This is a genomic window from Treponema phagedenis (assembly GCF_008153345.1).
GTDB lineage: Bacteria > Spirochaetota > Spirochaetia > Treponematales > Treponemataceae > Treponema > Treponema phagedenis.
In genome coordinates, this window is the sequence record NZ_CP042818.1 from 2,838,240 (window position 1) to 2,856,281 (window position 18,042).

Below are 18,042 nucleotides of genomic sequence, written 5' to 3' on the forward strand. Positions count from 1 at the left end.
AGTATATTTTTACATTTAGGAGTTACATTATGAGAAAAAGAACCTTATTTATTACCGTTATTTGTATGGCAGTCTTACTTGCCTCCTGTGCTTCTACGCAAACGGAAACAGAAAAACAGCCGGCAGCAAAAGCCGAGCAATTTTTTGATTCAACTTTTGTCGGTATTCTTCCCGCTGCGGATGCACCAGGAATCAACACCCGTCTTACATTGAATGCGGACTACACCTTTAGCTGCACTCAGCAGGGACTCGGAAAGGTGTCGGATGTTTTTAAAGAAACGGGAAAATGGGAATTTACAGCGGAGAAAAAAATACAGTTGTTCCACGATTCGGGAATGGTAACCTATTATAAAATTATCAACGAAAATGAAATTCAACTTTTAGGTATCGAAAATGTTGATGAGCTGAACTCTCCGCTTGCAGAATTTTATATTTTAAAAAGAGAGACAAAATAACTTCTCATACCGGTAAATTTTCCGTGTTTTGCGATTCAAACTCATGCAAAACACTAACTGCGACGATGCTTTGCTTGTTTTCTAAAACAAACAGGCAAAGCTTGTTGACGCTATTTTGCTTTGAATAAAAACAAAGCTATTGCTCTTCTCCCTTTTGCAGGTCAGCAAATATAAAACAATTCCAACACGATAAAGACATTCCTTTTTAATTCAGCGGTTGCACAAATAAGCGGGAATATTAATACAAACACCACAAAAATTGTATTGTAGACTACGCGTGTAACGTTTTGTAATTAACAAGCGGCGTGAGGATTTAAGCATTCCTATGGTAAGTTTGCTCACCGTTGCGCTGTGTCGAGCTCTTTTTTATAAAATTGTTTACGATTCGTATAAAATCATAGCATTGTCAAAAAAAACGTTACACCGGCGTAACTGAAGCCGTTTCGCAAATACATTCGGACTGACACAAGAAACATTGCTTGATTAGCCTCATTGAAAAACAATTTTTCAAAAAAAGATGGATAAACTCTTTGTAATTTTATAATCTTAGTGTATAGTGGTTTTTATGAAACGAAAAATAAAATTGTTTTTTGATAAGCAGAATTTACGCAGAATGATTAACCAAACAGCAAGTTACTCCGAGATAATTATTGCGGGAATTATGCTTGTCGGAATTATTCTTCTTTCGGTGCGGGCATTCAGCGGTATTGTTACTATTATAACAACCTTTTTTACCGAAGACTCTATTCCGCCGGTGTCGGAATTTTTGTCTATTGTGTTTGAACTTGTGATTGGAATTGAGTTTATCAAGATGCTGGTAAAGCGCACACCGGCGAGTGCCATTGAGGTGCTGCTCTATACCATTGCACGAAAACTTGTTGCCGACCACGGAAGCATGCTGGAATCTCTTTTAGGAGTTGTTGCGATTGCGATTCTTTTCGCAACGCGGAAATATTTGAATGACCCCGAAATTTATAATCACGAGTTAGAGGGCGACTATATTGTCAACGGCGGCACCAGTATTCAGGAAGTAAACAAACGTCTTGGAGCGGATTTTGATGCGGCAAAAGGAAACACGGTTGCCGGGTATCTTTTTAACTACTTAAAAAAAGAGGGAGTAAAACCAAGCTATCGATTAAAAACCACCATCGGCGATTTTGTGTTCGAGATTTATGAGATGGACGATGATCTTATTCGACATATAAAAATTACACCGCTAAAATAGGTTTACTCGTAAGTACATTTTTTACTGAAAATAAGTCCAAGTTGGCGGAACCCTGCGCTTTCCATTGTGGTATAAAAATACGATGGCAACCATCGGTCGGTAAGTTGTAAAAAGCGAAACATGGTATCATCTGCAAAGCTTATCGCTTTGTGCAATAATTCTTTTCCCAGCCCAAAACCGCGATACTCGGGTAAAATACGAAAAACAGGAATTTCTAAACTTTGCCCCTTAGAAGGAAGAAGCAAACAGCAGCCGATTACTTCTTCGTCATTTTTTATCAAAATCACCGTACTGTTTTCCGTATCTTTCAAAGCTATTTCTTCTATGCACAGTTCTTGCAACAGGCTGTACTCAAAAAGAGAAAAAGCATCTTGATTTTCATGATTCAAAGGCATTGCTGAAGAATCTCTTAAAAAATCAATTAAAAAAGAAGATGAAAGCGTTTTTAGCGGCACGGTTTCAAAAACAAAATCTTCTCGAATAAGGTCGCCGGTTTCCTCTTCTTCAAAACATAGCGGCTCTAAGTTGTGTTGCTCCCGCAAATCATTAAACCATGCATAAATTACCGCGCGCATTTCCGCTTCTTTAAATTTATACCAGCGATGTTCAATTTCAGGAAAGTCTTTTAGTGCTTCTTTAAAGTTTTTAAAAACTCCCTTCCGCTGCGAAAAAATATCACGCAGTTGCTCTCTTAAAACAGGATTACGGATTTCCGCCGTAAACCGCTCCATAACTCTAAATCCGCAGGAGGAATTCCAATCGGGAATAGCATAGAATCTATTCTCCGGTTCATTCTCTATTGCTGTTATTGCATCCGTTTGATTGATACATTTACCGGTTTGAATATCAAAAAGATAGCGGTCATGTTGATTTTCCATAGCGAAAATAAGCTCGCCTATTGTTTCAGGCGATAGAAAAATATCCATACCATTTGATATTATCATGGAAAAATGATATAATAAAGTCCTCAAGGAATGTTAGGAGGTTATAACATGAGTGATATTGTTTATATTGAGGGACGAGAGATTCTTGATTCAAGAGGCAACCCCACTGTAGAAGTAGATGTCGTATTAAGTGACGGAAGTTTGGGAAGAGCCTGTGTTCCTTCCGGGGCTTCTACCGGTGAGTTTGAAGCATTGGAAATGCGTGACGGAGATAAAAACCGATACGGCGGGAAAGGTGTATTAAAAGCGGTTGATAATGTAAACACGCTTATTGCCGAAGAGCTTGACGGTATGGATGCTTTAGAGCAAGGCGAAATTGATGCGGCAATGCTTAATCTTGACGGCACACCGAATAAATCAAAACTTGGCGCAAATGCAATGCTCGGCGTTTCGATGGCGGTTGCCCGCGCTGCGGCGGATTGCATCGGCATTCCTTTGTACCGCTATCTTGGTGGTGCCCATACTTTCCAAATGCCGGTTCCGATGGCAAATATTATTAACGGCGGAAAGCATTCGGATAATAAAATAGACTTTCAGGAATTTATGATTATGCCGCTCGGAGCGGACTCTATTCATGAAGCAATTCGCATGAGTGCGGAAGTATTCCATGCATTAAAAGCATTACTGAAGGCTGACGGAAAAGCAACCTCCGTCGGAGATGAAGGCGGTTTTGCCCCCGACCTCGATAACGAACAAGCGCTTGAATATATTATGAAGGCAATTGCAAAGGCGGGATTACAACCGGGTGCCGATATTTCTATTGCGCTTGACTGTGCCTCATCGGAGCTTTTTGATGAAGGAGACCGAAAAGGCTATAAGTTCTGGAAATCAAATCCGAATAAATTGTTTACCGCAGTCGAAATGGTAGAGTTGTACAAAAAATGGGTTGATGCGTATCCGATTGTTTCAATTGAAGACCCGCTTGATCAAAACGATTGGGAAGGCTATGCACATATTACCAAAGAACTTGGCAATAAGATTCAAATTGTCGGAGACGACTTTTTTGTAACCAACACCGAACGTCTTGCTCGCGGAATTAAGGAAGGCTCTTGCAATTCAATTCTTATTAAATTGAATCAAATCGGCACGGTAACCGAAACGATTGATGCAATCAAGATGGCACAAAACGCAGGCTACACAGCCGTTATTTCCCACCGCTCAGGCGAAACCGAGGATGCCTTTATTGCAGACCTCGCGGTTGCCCTTGAAACCGGACAGATTAAAACCGGATCTATGAGCCGCAGCGACCGCATCGCAAAGTATAACCAGCTTATCCGCATTGAAGAAGAGCTCGGTGTACAAGCACGCTACGCAGGCGCCGCAACCTTTGCAAAATTTAACCGCTAAACGTTTTTAACGGTTAATCGTAAAAAAAGCTGCCCGAAGAAGGCAGCTTTTTTTTTAAGCTGATCTATTGCATTATCATAAACAATTTTATAAAAACTAAACCGTCTGCGTGGAACCACGGTCGTCCGTGCCCGTGCCGAAATCTACATTTCTCTGGTGCAGGGGTTAAGGGGACGGGAGCGCGGCGAAGGATAAACCGGCAAGACTAAGGGCAACCCCAAGCCTGTACAATACACATTAGTATGGTAAATTACTCATCGTTGCTAAATTCCAAACGACGTTTTAAAGCATCAACATAAAACTGTAAAATTGATGCTTTAAAACTCGTAGGCGAAGTTAGAGTAAATTTTCAAAACTTCGCCCTTGCGCCGTGTCGGACTCTTTTTTATAAAAATTTGGTTTCGTATTGGATACATTAAAAAACTATTGGAATTAACACACCAAAGCGGGGGCAAGGGGCGACAGCCCTTTGTTCATGCATAAGCCCTGTACAAAGAACCGAGTAAACGGTTGTTATTTTCAGGCAGGTCAAATATAAATTATTATCCGCAAAATAATTCGGGGGATAATCCTGAAAATTATTGTTATGAGGTTCTCTGCTATGTTATTTATCAGCCATTTCAAGGATTAGCCCTATTTCACCTTCGGAACGTTTTAGTGCATTTGCGATTGCTTCAATAGTCCACCCGCTGTTGTAAAGTTTAAGCACATTTTCTCGTGTTTCGATTGAGGGAGAGCCGCTTCCTGCAGTTTTTGCCGGCATTTCAGATTTTAGAAGGACTCCTAAAAGCTTTAACTGGCTTTCGGAATTCTTTGAAATTTCCTGTAATCTGGTTTCGGTTGCCGCAAGCCATTCCCGGGCATTTTGCATCTTTTCGATCCGCTCTTCCATCTCTTCTAAAAGAGAATCTATTGTTTCCATTTGTGCCCGAACGGCTTCGGTTTTGTTTTGATTTTCCAAAACCACGGTTAAATCATTTCGTACGCTTTCAAGCTCCGGAGAAACGGTGGTTAGTTCCCCTTTAAAGTCTTTTATATTATTTTCGAGCGCTTTAAGATTTTCAAAGGCATCGTCAATATTTTTTACCGTTTGATCAAGTACAAGACCTTTTTTCTCAAGCCTGTCATATCGGGTATTCACATCACTGATACTTTCTTCAATTTTTCTGATTTGAACTTGATACTGCTGCAAATCATCATTGACAGCATTAATTTCCAGAATCTTTCTATCCATTGACTCTGAAAAGCCTTCAAGTTTTGCAAATTCTCCTTCAAGAATGTCAATGTTTTTTCGCTCTTCCATAAAGCGAGCTATTTTTTGCTCGGCTTCTTCTTCTAAGTGTTTGACTTTTTCATATTGTAAGCTGAGCTTATCCATTGTATCCCGATAAATTTCAAACTTGGCAATTTCATTAGTGATTCTTGTGATATCTTCTTCAAGTCCTGCTTTTAATTCATCTGCGCGCTCAAAAACCTTTGTTTGATTAATAAAGGCTGCTTGCCTTTTTTCAATTTCATCAAGGCTCTGTGTAAGTCGCTCGGAATCGTTTTGTATTTTTGTCAAAAGTCCTTCTTGTGTGCTAACGATTTGAGTTTGTAACGATTGAATCATATCTCTGACTGTCTGCAAAGATGATTCAGTTTCAAAAGTTGCCTCACGGATTTTTTTGTCGATTAGCTGACTCGCCTGCTCACAGTCGTTTTGTAAGGTTGCCGTTACGGATTCCGCATGATTGGTTAAATTGTTTTTTACATTTGCAATCATCTCATCCATTTCTTCAAATTTTTTATTTAATTCTTCAAAAGCTTCATCGCTTTTTAACGCAAATTCTTTATATTGAGAATTATATTTTGCATCAAGATTTTCTATTGCAGTCTCGGTCAAAGCTGCAAAACTGCTGATTTTTCCGTCAAATAAGCTCCGGGCATCCGCAAATTGTCTATCGCTTCCGGTTTTCCAGGATTCAAGGTTCTGATGTATTTCGGCAAAATTTTGTTCAGCCTGCGTTTTTATATTCTCTATATATTCTGACAGTTCTTTAGCGTTTGCTTCTAAATCCCGCGTTTGCGTTTTTAGCGTTTCCTGCATTTTTTGTTGCATGTCCAAAACTTCTTCTTCCAACGAGATGCTTGCTTTTTCTTTTAAGGTTTCTGCGGTGTTTTTCAGTTCTGTAATATATTGTTCAAGACTTTGATCGTTACCGCTAATTCTTCGTTTAAGATTTTCTTCTATTTGAGAAACTTGTTGGCTCAATTTTAAAAACTGCCCATTGTTCTCTTCCGCAAGTTTTAGTAACCGTTGTTTTAATTCTTTTTTATACGCATCTTCAATATCACGGCGGGATGATTCGTTTTCGGAAGCAAGTAAAGTCAACTTTTCTTCCAAATCATTACGCCACTCATCAATACGAATATTTAGCACATCCCCGCGCTTTTGCAAATCTTCAAAAAAGTCATCTTGAAATAGCTTCAATTTTTCAGATGCATTTGCATATGCGGTATTCTTTAACTCATTTAGTTCATTATTGATTTCTTCCATTTTGGTTATCAAGGTATTATACCGTTCGGTGAAGTTTGCCTCAAAACCGGTTTGCTTTTCTTCAGCAATCCGCACATAGTCATTAAAGCTTTGCTTGAATTTTTCTTCAGTTTCTGTACTCAGTTTTTTGAGCTCTTCCTCTAATGTGTCAATCCCCGCGATTGCTTGTTCAATTTTATTGTAGCGAAATTCCACCTCTTTTTGATAGTTAATAAATTTAACATTAGACGATTGCGAGAGTTTCGTAAGGCTTTCATTGAGCGTTGTGGAAATTGTTTGGAGCTTTTCATGAGAAGCTGTGGAAAGCGTTTGGATGTTTTCATTAAGCGTTGCAGCCAATGTTTGTATTTTTTCTTTTAAACCTGTTTCCGTGTGTTTAAAGGTGTTTTGAATTTGAACCGAATGCTCGGTTGATTTATTTTCTGCGTTGCTTATCTTTTCAAGTAGATTTTGCACCTTAGCATCTACTTTGCTTTCAATTTCGGCAAAATCGGTTTTCATAACGGAAACATAAGATTTAGCTTCCTCTGTCCAGCCTTGTTTAAATTCCGCAGCAAGTTTTTTTGTATCCGCGAGATTGGTTTTTATCTGTTGATCAAGCACAGCGGAGCGCTCCTCAAGCGTATTTTTATACTTTTTAATCCGCTCAATCGTTTGAGATTCTAATTTTTTAAATGCTTCATCTTCAAAATTTTCCGCTTTTTTTGCCGCATCCTCTAAAGCTTTTTTATATAATTCATTCAGTTTAATGGCGGCAACCTCAAATAACGATTCGGATTTTCTTTCAGTGTCGGTAAGGCGCTTTTCAAGCTCGGAAATTCCCTCGGTAATTTCGGCAAAAATATCCTTTTTGGCGTCTGCAAGATTTTGTGCGTTCTCCGCTCTAAAGGTATTTTGTACTTCAGGAAGAGCATCAATTATTTGTTGTAATTCCGCTTTTGAATCGTGGATAGCTTTTCCTAAAGAATCTATAAATCCGGACTCTTTAGTAATTTCAGTTAAATTTTTTTGTGCAACGGAAGTTAATTCCATAAGTTGTTTTATTGTTTGTTCCGAGTTTTTTGCATGTTGATCGATACTTTCGATGGTAGCACTTCTTACCGCAAGTTTATCGGCTTGTTGCATAAATTTATCATATATATCATCAAGTCTTTTTACCGAAGCAAGGGCTTGTTCCTGTTGCACGCTGAGCTCAATGCCGGCATTTCGCAGTTGATTTGTTTTCTCGGTTACAAAAGCTTCCAGCTCTTCTCTGACTCGATCTCCGTACTTCTTTGCTTTTTCAATCGATCTATTGTTTTTATCCATTTGACGCGATAAAAGAACCATTCCTAACGAGATTGCGGAGGTTATCGCAACGATTAAAAAATATTCCATGTTCCCACCTTATGATAAATCCTGCTAAGTAATTTTTTATTTTAACAGTATTACTGTATCATATATTGTAATAATTGACGATAGTCGGAGAAAAAAAAGTCAGCGCCTTGTATGCGCTTTCCGAAAATCCTTGAAAATCCGCTTTGTATACCAACCATGCAGCCGGCAGCTTTTGCCCCTTCAACATCATAGTTATTATTGCCTATATAAAGTATCTGATTGCAAGGCAACTTAAGTTTTTCTGCAAGTGCATAAAATGAAAGCGGAGAGGGTTTTAAAGCGCCCACTTCTTCCGTTCCCAATGCGGCATCACAGAGGGGCAAAACACCCCAAACATCATTTTTTTGAGATGGAGGAAAGTCGGAAAGCAGGGCAATTTTATAGCCGTGTGCTTTCAGCGTTTTAATTGTTTGCAACATATGGGGAAATGGTTTCACTTTGTCAAAATATTTTTTCCAACCTTGATAAATCTCTGTTTCTATAAAATTTTTTACCGCTTTTGCATCTTTTCCCGTTTTTTCCGCAATAAGCGTAGCTTGCAAATCAAAAAAATCAGCAAGAGGTTCCTCAGGATTTTCTATTTGAAGTTTCCGCAACTTTTTTCGAACTTCCCCAAAGGCAATCATAAGCTTCAAATGCCGAATCATAAAGGGAGTAATTCGTAAAAAAAAATGCTCTTCGGGGTACAATGTGCCGTCTATATCAAAGGCAACTGCTTTAACAATCTTAAGTTTTTCAATGAGTGTTGCCATAAGATATTATACAATAGAATAAAAGATTTTGTCTATTATAAAAATCAAGTGATTTATTGCTGCTTTTTGCATGACGGCCGCATCTTACAGGATCCTTGGTGCTACGATAATGTTTTGTAATTACGTTGTTGTTATACTATTTGGAGCATTAACCATAACGGCCTGAAGATTCAAGCATTACTATGGTAAATTGCCCACCCTTGCGAAATTCCAAACGATGTTTTAAAGCATCAACACAAAACCATAAAATTGAAGCTTTAAAACTCGTTGGCGAACCAAAAGTAGCAATTCCAAGGTTTCGCCCTTGCGCCGTGTCGGGCTTTTTTTATAATAGGGAGTTTTTAAACTCGCAGGTTTCATTTTGCCATGGACGGCAAAAATCAGAACCGCCATGGACGGCGGTGGTTCCAGGCAGAAATGAGTTTGAAAACTACCACATTTGTATAATAGGAGTTTTCAAACTCATGGTTTAGTTTTTGCCATGGACGGCAAAAACTAAACCGGGACTCTTTTTTGTAAGATGTGTTAAAAACGGATCGAGGTATTAAAAAAACGTTATACCGGAAAACTTGCTCTCCATGCATATGGCTTCTTCTTTGTTGACAGTAGATTTTCCTCATGTTATTTTGTTTTTATGAAGTCCGGAATTATGATAGATTCAATTTATGTGGAAGTATGGCGTAAAAATATAAAAACTATTCGCTTGGTAATCAATCCCAGAACGGGGGAGCCGCGCGTTTCAGCTCCGATGCATGTTTCCGATGAAGAGCTTTTGCGTTTTATAGAAAAATATGCTGAATGGATTAAAAAAAATCGAAAAAAAATGAAAGCTCGCAGGGACGGACGGGAATCACAGCGCCGACTTAATGAGGGTGATACGGTTCCGCTTTGGGGTGAGCCACACCGGATTCGCATAGATTTTGACGCAAAAAGAGCTACTGTTTCTGCCTCTGAAGGGGTTCTTCATTTTAAATTGCCGCATGGCGCTGATATCATAAAGAAGAACGAAGTTTTGGAGCGTTTATACAAGAGAGAGTTAAAAACTTTTATTGAAGAAATTTTACCCCACTGGGAGAATAAAACAAAAGAGAAAGTGTCGGTAATTCGATACCGTAGTATGCGCTCAAGGTGGGGAACATGTAACCCGCGCGATAAAATTATTACATTGAATACAAAACTCGCCGCTTTTCCGTATGAGTGTGCGGAAGTTGTTTTAGTGCACGAGATTGCGCATTTTAAAGAAGCCTCGCATAATGCAAAATTTAAATCGTATTTAACAAAGTTTTTACCCGACTGGAAAAAAAGACAGGATTATTTAAAAGAGGCGGCATATTAACGGAGCACTGTTAAAAATATCGATTTATTGTTATTACCGCTTCGAATAAGTTTGCCGACATCTGTTTAATGCTGATCGAGTAAACATTTTGCAATTAAATTGCTGTCATACCTATCGGATTATCAACAATGTCGGCTGATAATTTCGGCATTTCTATAATAATTTGCCATGAATGGCGCCGATTTCATGCAAACACGATGTTTTAAAAGCCTAATATTTTTCAAGAGCTTTTAAAACTTGTCGGCTAGTTTTGCTTAGGATTTTTTTCGCCCAACTCCCGTACCTGATTTTTCAACTTAGCTGCGTCCTTTGATTGCTTTGCAAGCCGAGCCGCCAAAAGCCGCGACAAAAAAATACCGTAATGAGGATATTCTTCAATCAGATGCATAAATTGCATCTTAGGAATTGAAACAAGCGTTCCTTCTCCGATTGCAACAATGGTTGCGGATCGCTTATCATTTAAGAGAAACGCCATTTCTCCGATAAAAATATCTGCAGGTGTAAGCACTGACAAGAGTTTATTGTCTACGTACACCGCATATCTGCCGGAGCAAATATAAAATAAATGATTTGACTCTTCATTTTCTTTACACACAACCTGCATATGTTTAAATGTCAGCATTTTTTGTGATTTTAAAATTGCCGGTGTAAGGTTTGCTACGTTTTTTTGGTTTGGAATTTCAAACGAAACCTCATTTCCAATATCATTATACCTAAGATTTTGTATAAAATTTTGAATAATTTTTATGCCCATGCCGTGCAAATCAGGTTTAAATTCAGCCTTAAGTCTTGATCGCCAATCAAACCCTTTTCCTTCATCTCGTATACTTATCTGAGTACGCTCGGGAGTAATATCATAGGTTATATACACCTTTTTTTTGCTTATCTCAGGCTCCTTTTGTTTTATGGCGATAAGGTCCAGCATATTTTTTCCCTGACTGAGCCACGCTGTTTTTTCTTCATAACTGATATTGCAATTTCCATGCTCAATTGCATTCAGCAAAAGTTCCATCATTGCATTCTGGAAAGAGGTGCGCTCCGAATCATTTATTCTATTGGTATTATATAAATAAGTGCCAATTAAACTGGTGTAAAAAATAATTTCAAACGGATCAGTATTGCTTATAAAATTACCGTGTTCATGTTCTTCAATACTATTATGCATTCCCCGGTTAAATAAAAAATGCTGATGTCTGTCGATAATTTTTATAATTTGCGAAGAGTGATTTTCAAAATCTTCACGAGTCGCTACAAATAAAAAATTCGGCTCTTTTTGTCTTTCAAGGGTCGCTTTTTCACTTGCGGTATTTGTGATAGCAATAACTCCGCCGAATAAAAGCCAAGGATCATCGGTTATAATTTTAAGACATGATTTTGCATCAACCGCAGGATCTCCGAAATCAATTATTTTGATTTCAGGCATTTCATATTTAAAAACGGAAACAGCTTCTTCATAAGAAGATAGTGTTTGAATAACAATATCCGATTTCGTATTGCGGTATGCTTCTGTTACTGCTTGAATGGTTGACGGAACAGTGGTTACAATAGGAAATTTTTTCATCGTTATACACCTCAAAAATATATAGATTACTTGTAAAAAATTCTAAATAAGTTTTCAAGTAACTTCACTATACACAAATTTTCTACTCTTTCATATAGCCCGGTAAAAACATCGATATAATTAATGTAGCGTTTTTTTGATACCTCTATCCGTGTTTGATATATCGTAAACAATTTTATAAAAAAGAGTCCAACGGTTTGGTTTTGACGCCCATGTCAAAACCAAACCTTGCGAGTTTTAAAGCTTTGCAAATAGTCTTGCTTTAAAACGTCGCTGCTGCTTGGAACCACGGGCGTCCGTGCCCGTTCTGAGTTTTGACAACGGTGAGTACACTTACCATAGGGATGCTGAAGCCGCAAAACCATTACTGTCAATATACTGAACTGATATTGACATTTCCAGATGCATTAAGGGCTTGGACAGCCCTTAGACCTGCTTATGCTTCGCATTAAGGGGTGTGCTACGTATGCAATTAAATTTATGCCTGGCATAATTAAATTTACGCCTGACATAATTGGATTTATGCCTGACATAATTAGATTTATGCCTGACATAATTAGATTTATGCCTGACATAATTAGATTTATGCCTGACATAATTAGATTATGTCTGGCATAATTAGATTTACGCCTGACATAATCCAGTTGGTTACGAGGTTGTCGGAAGTTTGTGTCGGAGGGTAAAAAAATTACAAGGCCGGTGCAGTGCACCGACCTTGCAAAAGCTGTACCGGTTTGGTGGAATTATGGAATGGTTTGCAATTTGCCGTCTTCGCCTATTGTATATTTGGTTGGCGGAGATGTCGTTGAATTGGGAGTAACCGTGAATTTGGTATAATTGGTTTTGATATCTTCGCCTCCATCATCGCTAAGCACTTGTACGCTGTTACCATACATTTTCGGTGTAATTTGAGCAACAGGATTTTTTGTTAAGTTTTCGTTCTTATCAATATAAATGGTTTCAGTGTCACTTAAATACACGTCATTGGCGTCAGTAAGAGTTCGACTACTGCCGAATGTTCCGATTTGCACATTCCCCTTGATTTTAAATGGTGTAGAATTTAAATTACCAACATAGACTCCTGTACCTGATCTATCTGAGACGGTGCCTGCAGTTAGCTCATTTTCTGTGATGGAAGAGTTGCCTTCCAGTATAAAAAAATTGTCAGTGCCACTTGAGTTTCTTATAAGAATTCCTCCTCCTTTTTTATCAGCTTTGCATTTAGTTACCGTAAGATTTGTTGCAGTTCCTTTTCCTTCGTTAAAGAAAATGCCCCCTCCGTCTGTTTTCGCCACACATTCTTTTATCTCAACGTTTGCTAGAGTGAGGGTTTCTTTTGAAGCAAAGTAAATGCCGCCGCCATCTTTTATCGCATTGTTTCCGCTGATAGAGCCGTTTTCCATAGTGAAACTTCCTCCCTTCTCTACGACTGTTCCCTCTTTCACATACACACCGCCGCCGTTTCCGCCACTGGAGTCGTCTCTGGTAACTTTGTTGTTGGAAATGCTGCCACCGTTCATAGTAAAGCTGCTTTTCATTCCTATGTATACCCCGCCGCCATTGCATGCCGAACCAGTAGCTCCGATACTACCTGCCTCACAGTTTAGTATATTTAAGTTTGTTAGTGTAACGGTACCGCCTGCTGCTAAAGAATCTCCGCTTACCTTTATACCGCCTCCCTCTGAACGTACCTTACAGCTTTCTATTCTTAGGTTGTCAGCTTTTAAAGTAGCTCCATTATATATATAAATGCCGCCGCCATTTTCGCCTTCGCAACCGCTAATTGTTGTGTCGTTTATTGTAACGGTAATTTTATCTCTCATATAAATGCCGCCACCATCCGGGCAGTAGAAAGCGTTGTGTCTTTTACAATCTTTTATTGTGGAATTTTTTATGGTTGCAGTTGTAAGTGCTGTTCCTTCCAAATATATTCCGCCGCCGGGTCCTCCGATTTTAGTATTACACTCATTTATTGTGCAACTGTTTAGAATACATTGCTTATCGCTTTTAAAATATATGCCGCCGCCACTATTGCTTGCCGTGCATTTTTTTATCTCAACCGTGTTCATGGAAAGAGAGCCGTTCATTAGATAAACACCGCCGCCATATCCGGTCTCGTTACAGTTTTGTATGGTAACGTTGTTTAGGGTGAGCGTTTTGTTTGAGTCAAAGTAAATGCCGCCGCCACTATTGCTTGCCGTGCATTTTTTTATCTCAACCGTGTTCATGGAAAGAGAGCCGTTCATTAGATAAACACCGCCGCCATATCCGGTCGCGTTACAGTTTTGTATGGTAACGTTGTTTAGGGTGAGCGTTTTGTTTGAGTCAAAGTAAATGCCGCCGCCGTTCTGCGGAAAAGTGGAGATACCGCTTCCATCTATTATAAGGTCTTCGATGGTTAATGTTATATTGTTATCATTGCCGGTATTAAATCCCGCATGGATGGCAGGCTTTGAAGCAGTTGTATTTTTTATACAAGCACCGGACAATCCCTTAAATTTGATGTGGGCATTATTAGCTTCTCCGGTATTCAAAAAAAATCCTTTTACTTCTCCATCAATATAAATAGTAATTTCCTGCCCTATGCCTAATGTTTTGCAGTGCGCCCAAGCTTTGTTCAGCGTAAGAAATGGTTTGGCAATGGTACCGTTACCCTTAGTGTCATCACCTGCCACATTTAATATGTTTTTTGCAACATCATCGGACGTTTGCAACATCATCGGACGCTACAAAAACATCGGTTATTTTTATAAGGTTGGTATTTGTTATCGTGAGTGTTTCACCCATGCTGGTGCCGTCGTCTTTGTACCAATTACTTCTCCATCAATATAAATAGTAATTTCCTGCCCTATGCCTAATGTTTTGCAGTGCGCCCAAGCTTTGTTCAGCGTAAGAAATGGTTTGGCAATGGTACCGTTACCCTTAGTGTCATCACCTGCCACATTTAATATGTTTTTTGCAACATCATCGGACGTTTGCAACATCATCGGACGCTACAAAAACATCGGTTATTTTTATAAGGTTGGTATTTGTTATCGTGAGTGTTTCACCCATGCTGGTGCCGTCGTCTTTGTACCAAGTATTTGTTTTCATGCCGGGGTATACCACTATGCCGTTTGCAAGGTATTTGCCGATTATTGTGCCTCCCTGTTTAACCGTGAATACCGCCGTGTGGATACCGGGTGTTGCATTATCAACCTTAAATGTCCATGTGCCGGAGGGGCTTTGTTCAACTTTTTGCAAGTTAGGATCAGGATCATTGCCGTCATAGGATTCAAGTTCCAGTGTATTGCCAACGCTGCCTATGTTGATTTTTAATGCAATAGAGCCGTTTCCTGAACCGACCGGCTTTAGGGGTACAAAAACCGTGCCAGCTGCCGAGGGTGTAATTGTTGCGCTGCCTTCCATGAGCTTATCGCCGCCCATTTCTGCCGCATACGCGGTAAGGGTAATAGTCCATGTAACGCCGTTTTTAAGCGGTAAAAGTATTTCACCCGCCTTTTTTCGCCCTTCCGAGGTAACTTCGGGTTCGCCTGCCGCTGCAGCCTTTGCCTCATAGTACCAGTTAGCGGATGAAGACAGCTCTGACGGGTACGCCGACCGCGCGGGGCTTCCCACTTGTATGCGTATAATGCTTACATCGTCCGCAGGGCTTTCCCCGCCGCCCTTCACCGGATTATTGCAACCGCCAAGCACAAGCGCAATAAGCGCTAAAGTCGATACAATTAATTGTTTTTTTATAGTCATTCTTTTTCCCTCCTTACATTATGGGGTGTAGCTTTTTATTTTATTTTGCGGATAATCTGAGCCCTTTACTTTTGCCGCTATTGAATCAGGGGCATTAAAATTAAGTGGATTTTCCGGAACCCACACTATAAAAGAAGGTTCTCGTGCTGCTTTGGGTAAAGCCCTGAGCCGTTGCATACACTTCAAGCTTGTAGCTCTTGTTTTGCTCAAGTGTTATGCCGTCGGCAGATATGGTTGCAAAGCTGCCGGCGGGCGTTGTCCCTTCGGTCAAGCGGTAGAACACTGTTGCACCGTGTGTTACACAGGAAGCGGTCAGGGTTACTCTTGTGTTTCCGATGTTGGGGTACAGTTTTATCGGAGACGTTGTCGAACTGCCGTCAGCATTTACATCGCCGGTGCCTGACCTAAGCGTCATTACTACGGAGGCACAAACGTCTGCGGGGTCTATTTTGTAATAGAAGGTTCTTGTCTCGCTATCCGTAAAGCCGTCAGCGGTTGCGTATACTTCAAGCTTGTAGCTCTTGTTTTGCTCAAGCGCTATATCGCAGGGGCTGTTTGTTTCCTTAGCGATACCTGCGAATGTTGCCGGCAATTCGGTTAGCGTATAATGTATTTTTGCACCCGGTGTTCCGGAAGAAGCGGTAAGCGTAACTCCCGGCTGCCCGGCAGCTGTTCTAAGCTGTATAGGATCTGCCGCCGTGCTGCCGTCCGCATTTACAGTACCGCTTAGTACTGTACCCGTATCGGGTTTAAGCGCAATTTGTGCCGCTTGAGCTTTTTTTTGCGTAATACTGCCGGTTGTTTTTGCGGATTTTAAGCCTTTTAAATCGGTAAGATAAAAACTGTATCCGGTAACACCTTGCCCTGAGCGTACCTGAATACCGGTATTGTAAAAAAGCATCCAGTTCCGTGCCGGTATTTCTTTAGAAGTTGAATCCATTTTCTCAACATCAGCGCGGGTAATAAAAGATTCCGAACTCGGCTTTTTAAAATCATCGTTTTCCACCCCAAGCCCGTATGACTCTTCTTTTGTACCGCTATTCACAATAATTTTTGCAACATCCTTATGCATAAGTTCCCCGTTCATAAGCTGATCCGCCATTTCGGGAACTTCCAGATAAAACGCATAATACGAAGGAGAACCTGTGGTTTTGCACAAACCTTTTTCGCCTATTTCAGGCGGCGGCGTATTGCACCGCAGCTTAAAAGAGTGGGATTCTGCAAACTTGCGCCCGGTAGAATCATACAGGGTAATAGTCGCCCCAAGATCAGTCCGACCATACTCATTTTTTTGTAAAAAATCTTTTTTATAGGTAAGCCTTAAATTGTTAGCGTCTATTTGCTCAAGCGTATAATCGGTTCCTAGCTGCGGCTGCGTCGGTGTGTCAAAAACAATAATATCCTGCGGAGCGGACGCAGCGCTCGGCATGATAAACGTATACGATTGAGGATCACGCACCTTTAAGGTCAGCACCGCATCCGCTTTTGAATGCACCGAAGGAACAGTTTCGGCATCGGCAACAAAAGTAAAATCCGCCTGAGTTACCATTGCCTGCTGCGTCCAATAGGCGAAATCCGTCTCAATATCCGCCCTAAACTGATTACAACTTACAAGCTCCGCCGCAAACAAACTCACCGTAAGCATTTTTAACACTATTCTGAAAGGATTTTGCATTTGAATTCTCCCCGTAAAACGTTTTTTCAATGTGCTTAAAGGCTCCGCCCACACACAAGGCGGCGTATCGAACCGCCGCACCTCATACATATCTAAAAACCATCAGACTTTTCCATCCCAATACGCCGCCAAAAACACCGCCGGCGAAAAGTCCGAATACCGAATGATACTACTTTTAGTATATATCAAAAACAAGGATATTTCAACGTATAAAAAACAATTTACCGGGCATTACCGTATGGCACAAGAGGCGTCTGCCATTATGTAGGCAGATCGGCTGCCCACCCTGAAGGGTTGAGTGTCTACCTTTATAGAGATGGATTGCTCCCCCGCTTTTGAAAACTGCTCGTTTTACCGCATTGAAATCACAAGTGTGGCATTATTTTACCGTTCTCAATACCTGCCGCCGATTCACACATATGGGTGTGAGGTGTTCACACGTATGGGTGTGAGGTTCAACAAACCCTTTCTCACACACAAACGCTTTTATCCTTGCATGAATGTTCCTTTTTGTTTATCATACCACATATGAGTGAAATAAAAGAAATAATACAATACGATGACTTTGCAAAACTGCAAATGAAAACAGGTAAAGTTTTGGAATGCATAAAAGCCGAAAATTCAGATAAACTTTATATTCTACAAGTTGACATCGGCGAAGAAAAACCGCGCCAAATTGTTTCGAGTTTGGTGGACTATTACACGGCGGAAGAACTTGTCGGTAAGGAAATTATCGTGCTGGCAAATTTAAAACCCGCAAAAATGCGCGGACATATTTCTGAAGGGATGCTTCTGTGCGCAGAATCCCCGGACGGCAAAACTTGCGTACTTTTAAAACCTGAAACTTCCGTTCCGAACGGTACTGACATCACCTAAAAAACCTGCCCACAGAAGAAAACTCGTAGGCGAAGTCTTGGCAATCGTACGTTCACTTCGCCTATGAGTGTAAAAACCTTGCAAAATGCCTTGCTTTAAAACATCGCTTCTGTTTGAAACCACCGCCGTCCGTGTCGGTTCTGAAATTTACATCTCTCTGGTACAGAGGTCAGGATCGCGGCGAAGCATCGGCAGGTTTAAGGGCTGC

General features: G+C 40.2%; 12 protein-coding genes. 5 read left to right on the top strand and 7 right to left on the bottom strand.

Annotated elements, in window-relative coordinates; translation table 11 throughout:
• The first annotated feature begins 29 nt into the window (after window positions 1–29).
• Complete coding sequence (locus FUT79_RS12465) at window positions 30–455, top strand: copper resistance protein NlpE (RefSeq protein ID WP_044634613.1); 426 nt, start codon at window positions 30–32, stop codon at window positions 453–455.
• A 565-nt stretch (window positions 456–1,020) separates the two neighbouring features.
• A complete protein-coding gene (locus FUT79_RS12470) occupies window positions 1,021–1,680 on the top strand; it encodes an HlyC/CorC family transporter associated domain-containing protein (protein WP_002697140.1) in 660 nt (219 codons plus the stop codon).
• 2 nt (window positions 1,681–1,682) lie between these two features.
• On the opposite strand, the gene FUT79_RS12475 is transcribed toward FUT79_RS12470, so the two are convergent.
• Window positions 1,683–2,624: a GNAT family N-acetyltransferase gene (locus FUT79_RS12475; protein ID WP_052812543.1), complete on the bottom strand. Its 942-nt coding sequence runs from the start codon at window positions 2,622–2,624 to the stop codon at window positions 1,683–1,685.
• 48 nt (window positions 2,625–2,672) lie between these two features.
• On the opposite strand from FUT79_RS12475, the gene eno reads away from it, so the two are divergent.
• Complete coding sequence (gene eno / locus FUT79_RS12480; RefSeq protein WP_024753143.1) at window positions 2,673–3,971, top strand: phosphopyruvate hydratase; 1,299 nt, start codon at window positions 2,673–2,675, stop codon at window positions 3,969–3,971.
• Between the two features lie 604 nt (window positions 3,972–4,575).
• Here eno and FUT79_RS12485 read toward each other — a convergent pair.
• Window positions 4,576–7,887, bottom strand: coding sequence for a SpiroCoCo family coiled-coil protein (locus FUT79_RS12485; RefSeq protein ID WP_024753142.1), 3,312 nt, complete (start codon window positions 7,885–7,887; stop codon window positions 4,576–4,578).
• 50 nt (window positions 7,888–7,937) lie between these two features.
• Complete coding sequence (locus FUT79_RS12490) at window positions 7,938–8,639, bottom strand: HAD family hydrolase (RefSeq protein WP_039943745.1); 702 nt, start codon at window positions 8,637–8,639, stop codon at window positions 7,938–7,940.
• 649 nt (window positions 8,640–9,288) lie between these two features.
• On the opposite strand from FUT79_RS12490, the gene FUT79_RS12505 reads away from it, so the two are divergent.
• Complete coding sequence (locus FUT79_RS12505; protein ID WP_187426845.1) at window positions 9,289–9,975, top strand: M48 family metallopeptidase; 687 nt, start codon at window positions 9,289–9,291, stop codon at window positions 9,973–9,975.
• Between the two features lie 244 nt (window positions 9,976–10,219).
• Here the strand turns inward: FUT79_RS12505 and FUT79_RS12510 are convergent, their stop codons facing one another.
• The 4 genes from FUT79_RS12510 to FUT79_RS12525 form a co-directional block, all read right to left on the bottom strand.
• Entirely contained in the window at window positions 10,220–11,536 is a 1,317-nt protein-coding gene (locus FUT79_RS12510; RefSeq protein ID WP_002696184.1) for a cyclic nucleotide-binding domain-containing protein, read from the bottom strand.
• A 743-nt stretch (window positions 11,537–12,279) separates the two neighbouring features.
• Window positions 12,280–14,256, bottom strand: coding sequence for a right-handed parallel beta-helix repeat-containing protein (locus FUT79_RS12515; RefSeq protein WP_148889712.1), 1,977 nt, complete (start codon window positions 14,254–14,256; stop codon window positions 12,280–12,282).
• Window positions 14,257–14,500: 244 nt separating this feature from the next.
• Window positions 14,501–15,283 carry a hypothetical protein gene (locus FUT79_RS12520; RefSeq protein WP_044634610.1) on the bottom strand — a complete coding sequence of 261 codons (783 nt, stop codon included), beginning with the start codon at window positions 15,281–15,283 and terminating at the stop codon, window positions 14,501–14,503.
• Window positions 15,284–15,383: 100 nt separating this feature from the next.
• On the bottom strand, window positions 15,384–16,958 hold the full coding sequence (locus FUT79_RS12525) for a hypothetical protein (protein WP_148889713.1): 1,575 nt from the start codon (window positions 16,956–16,958) through the stop codon (window positions 15,384–15,386).
• A gap of 528 nt (window positions 16,959–17,486) precedes the next feature.
• Between FUT79_RS12525 and metG the strand changes: the two genes are divergently transcribed.
• Window positions 17,487–17,834, top strand: a complete 348-nt coding sequence (metG, locus tag FUT79_RS12530) for a methionine--tRNA ligase subunit beta (protein WP_002698683.1) — start codon at window positions 17,487–17,489, stop codon at window positions 17,832–17,834.
• Window positions 17,835–18,042: the final 208 nt, after the last annotated feature.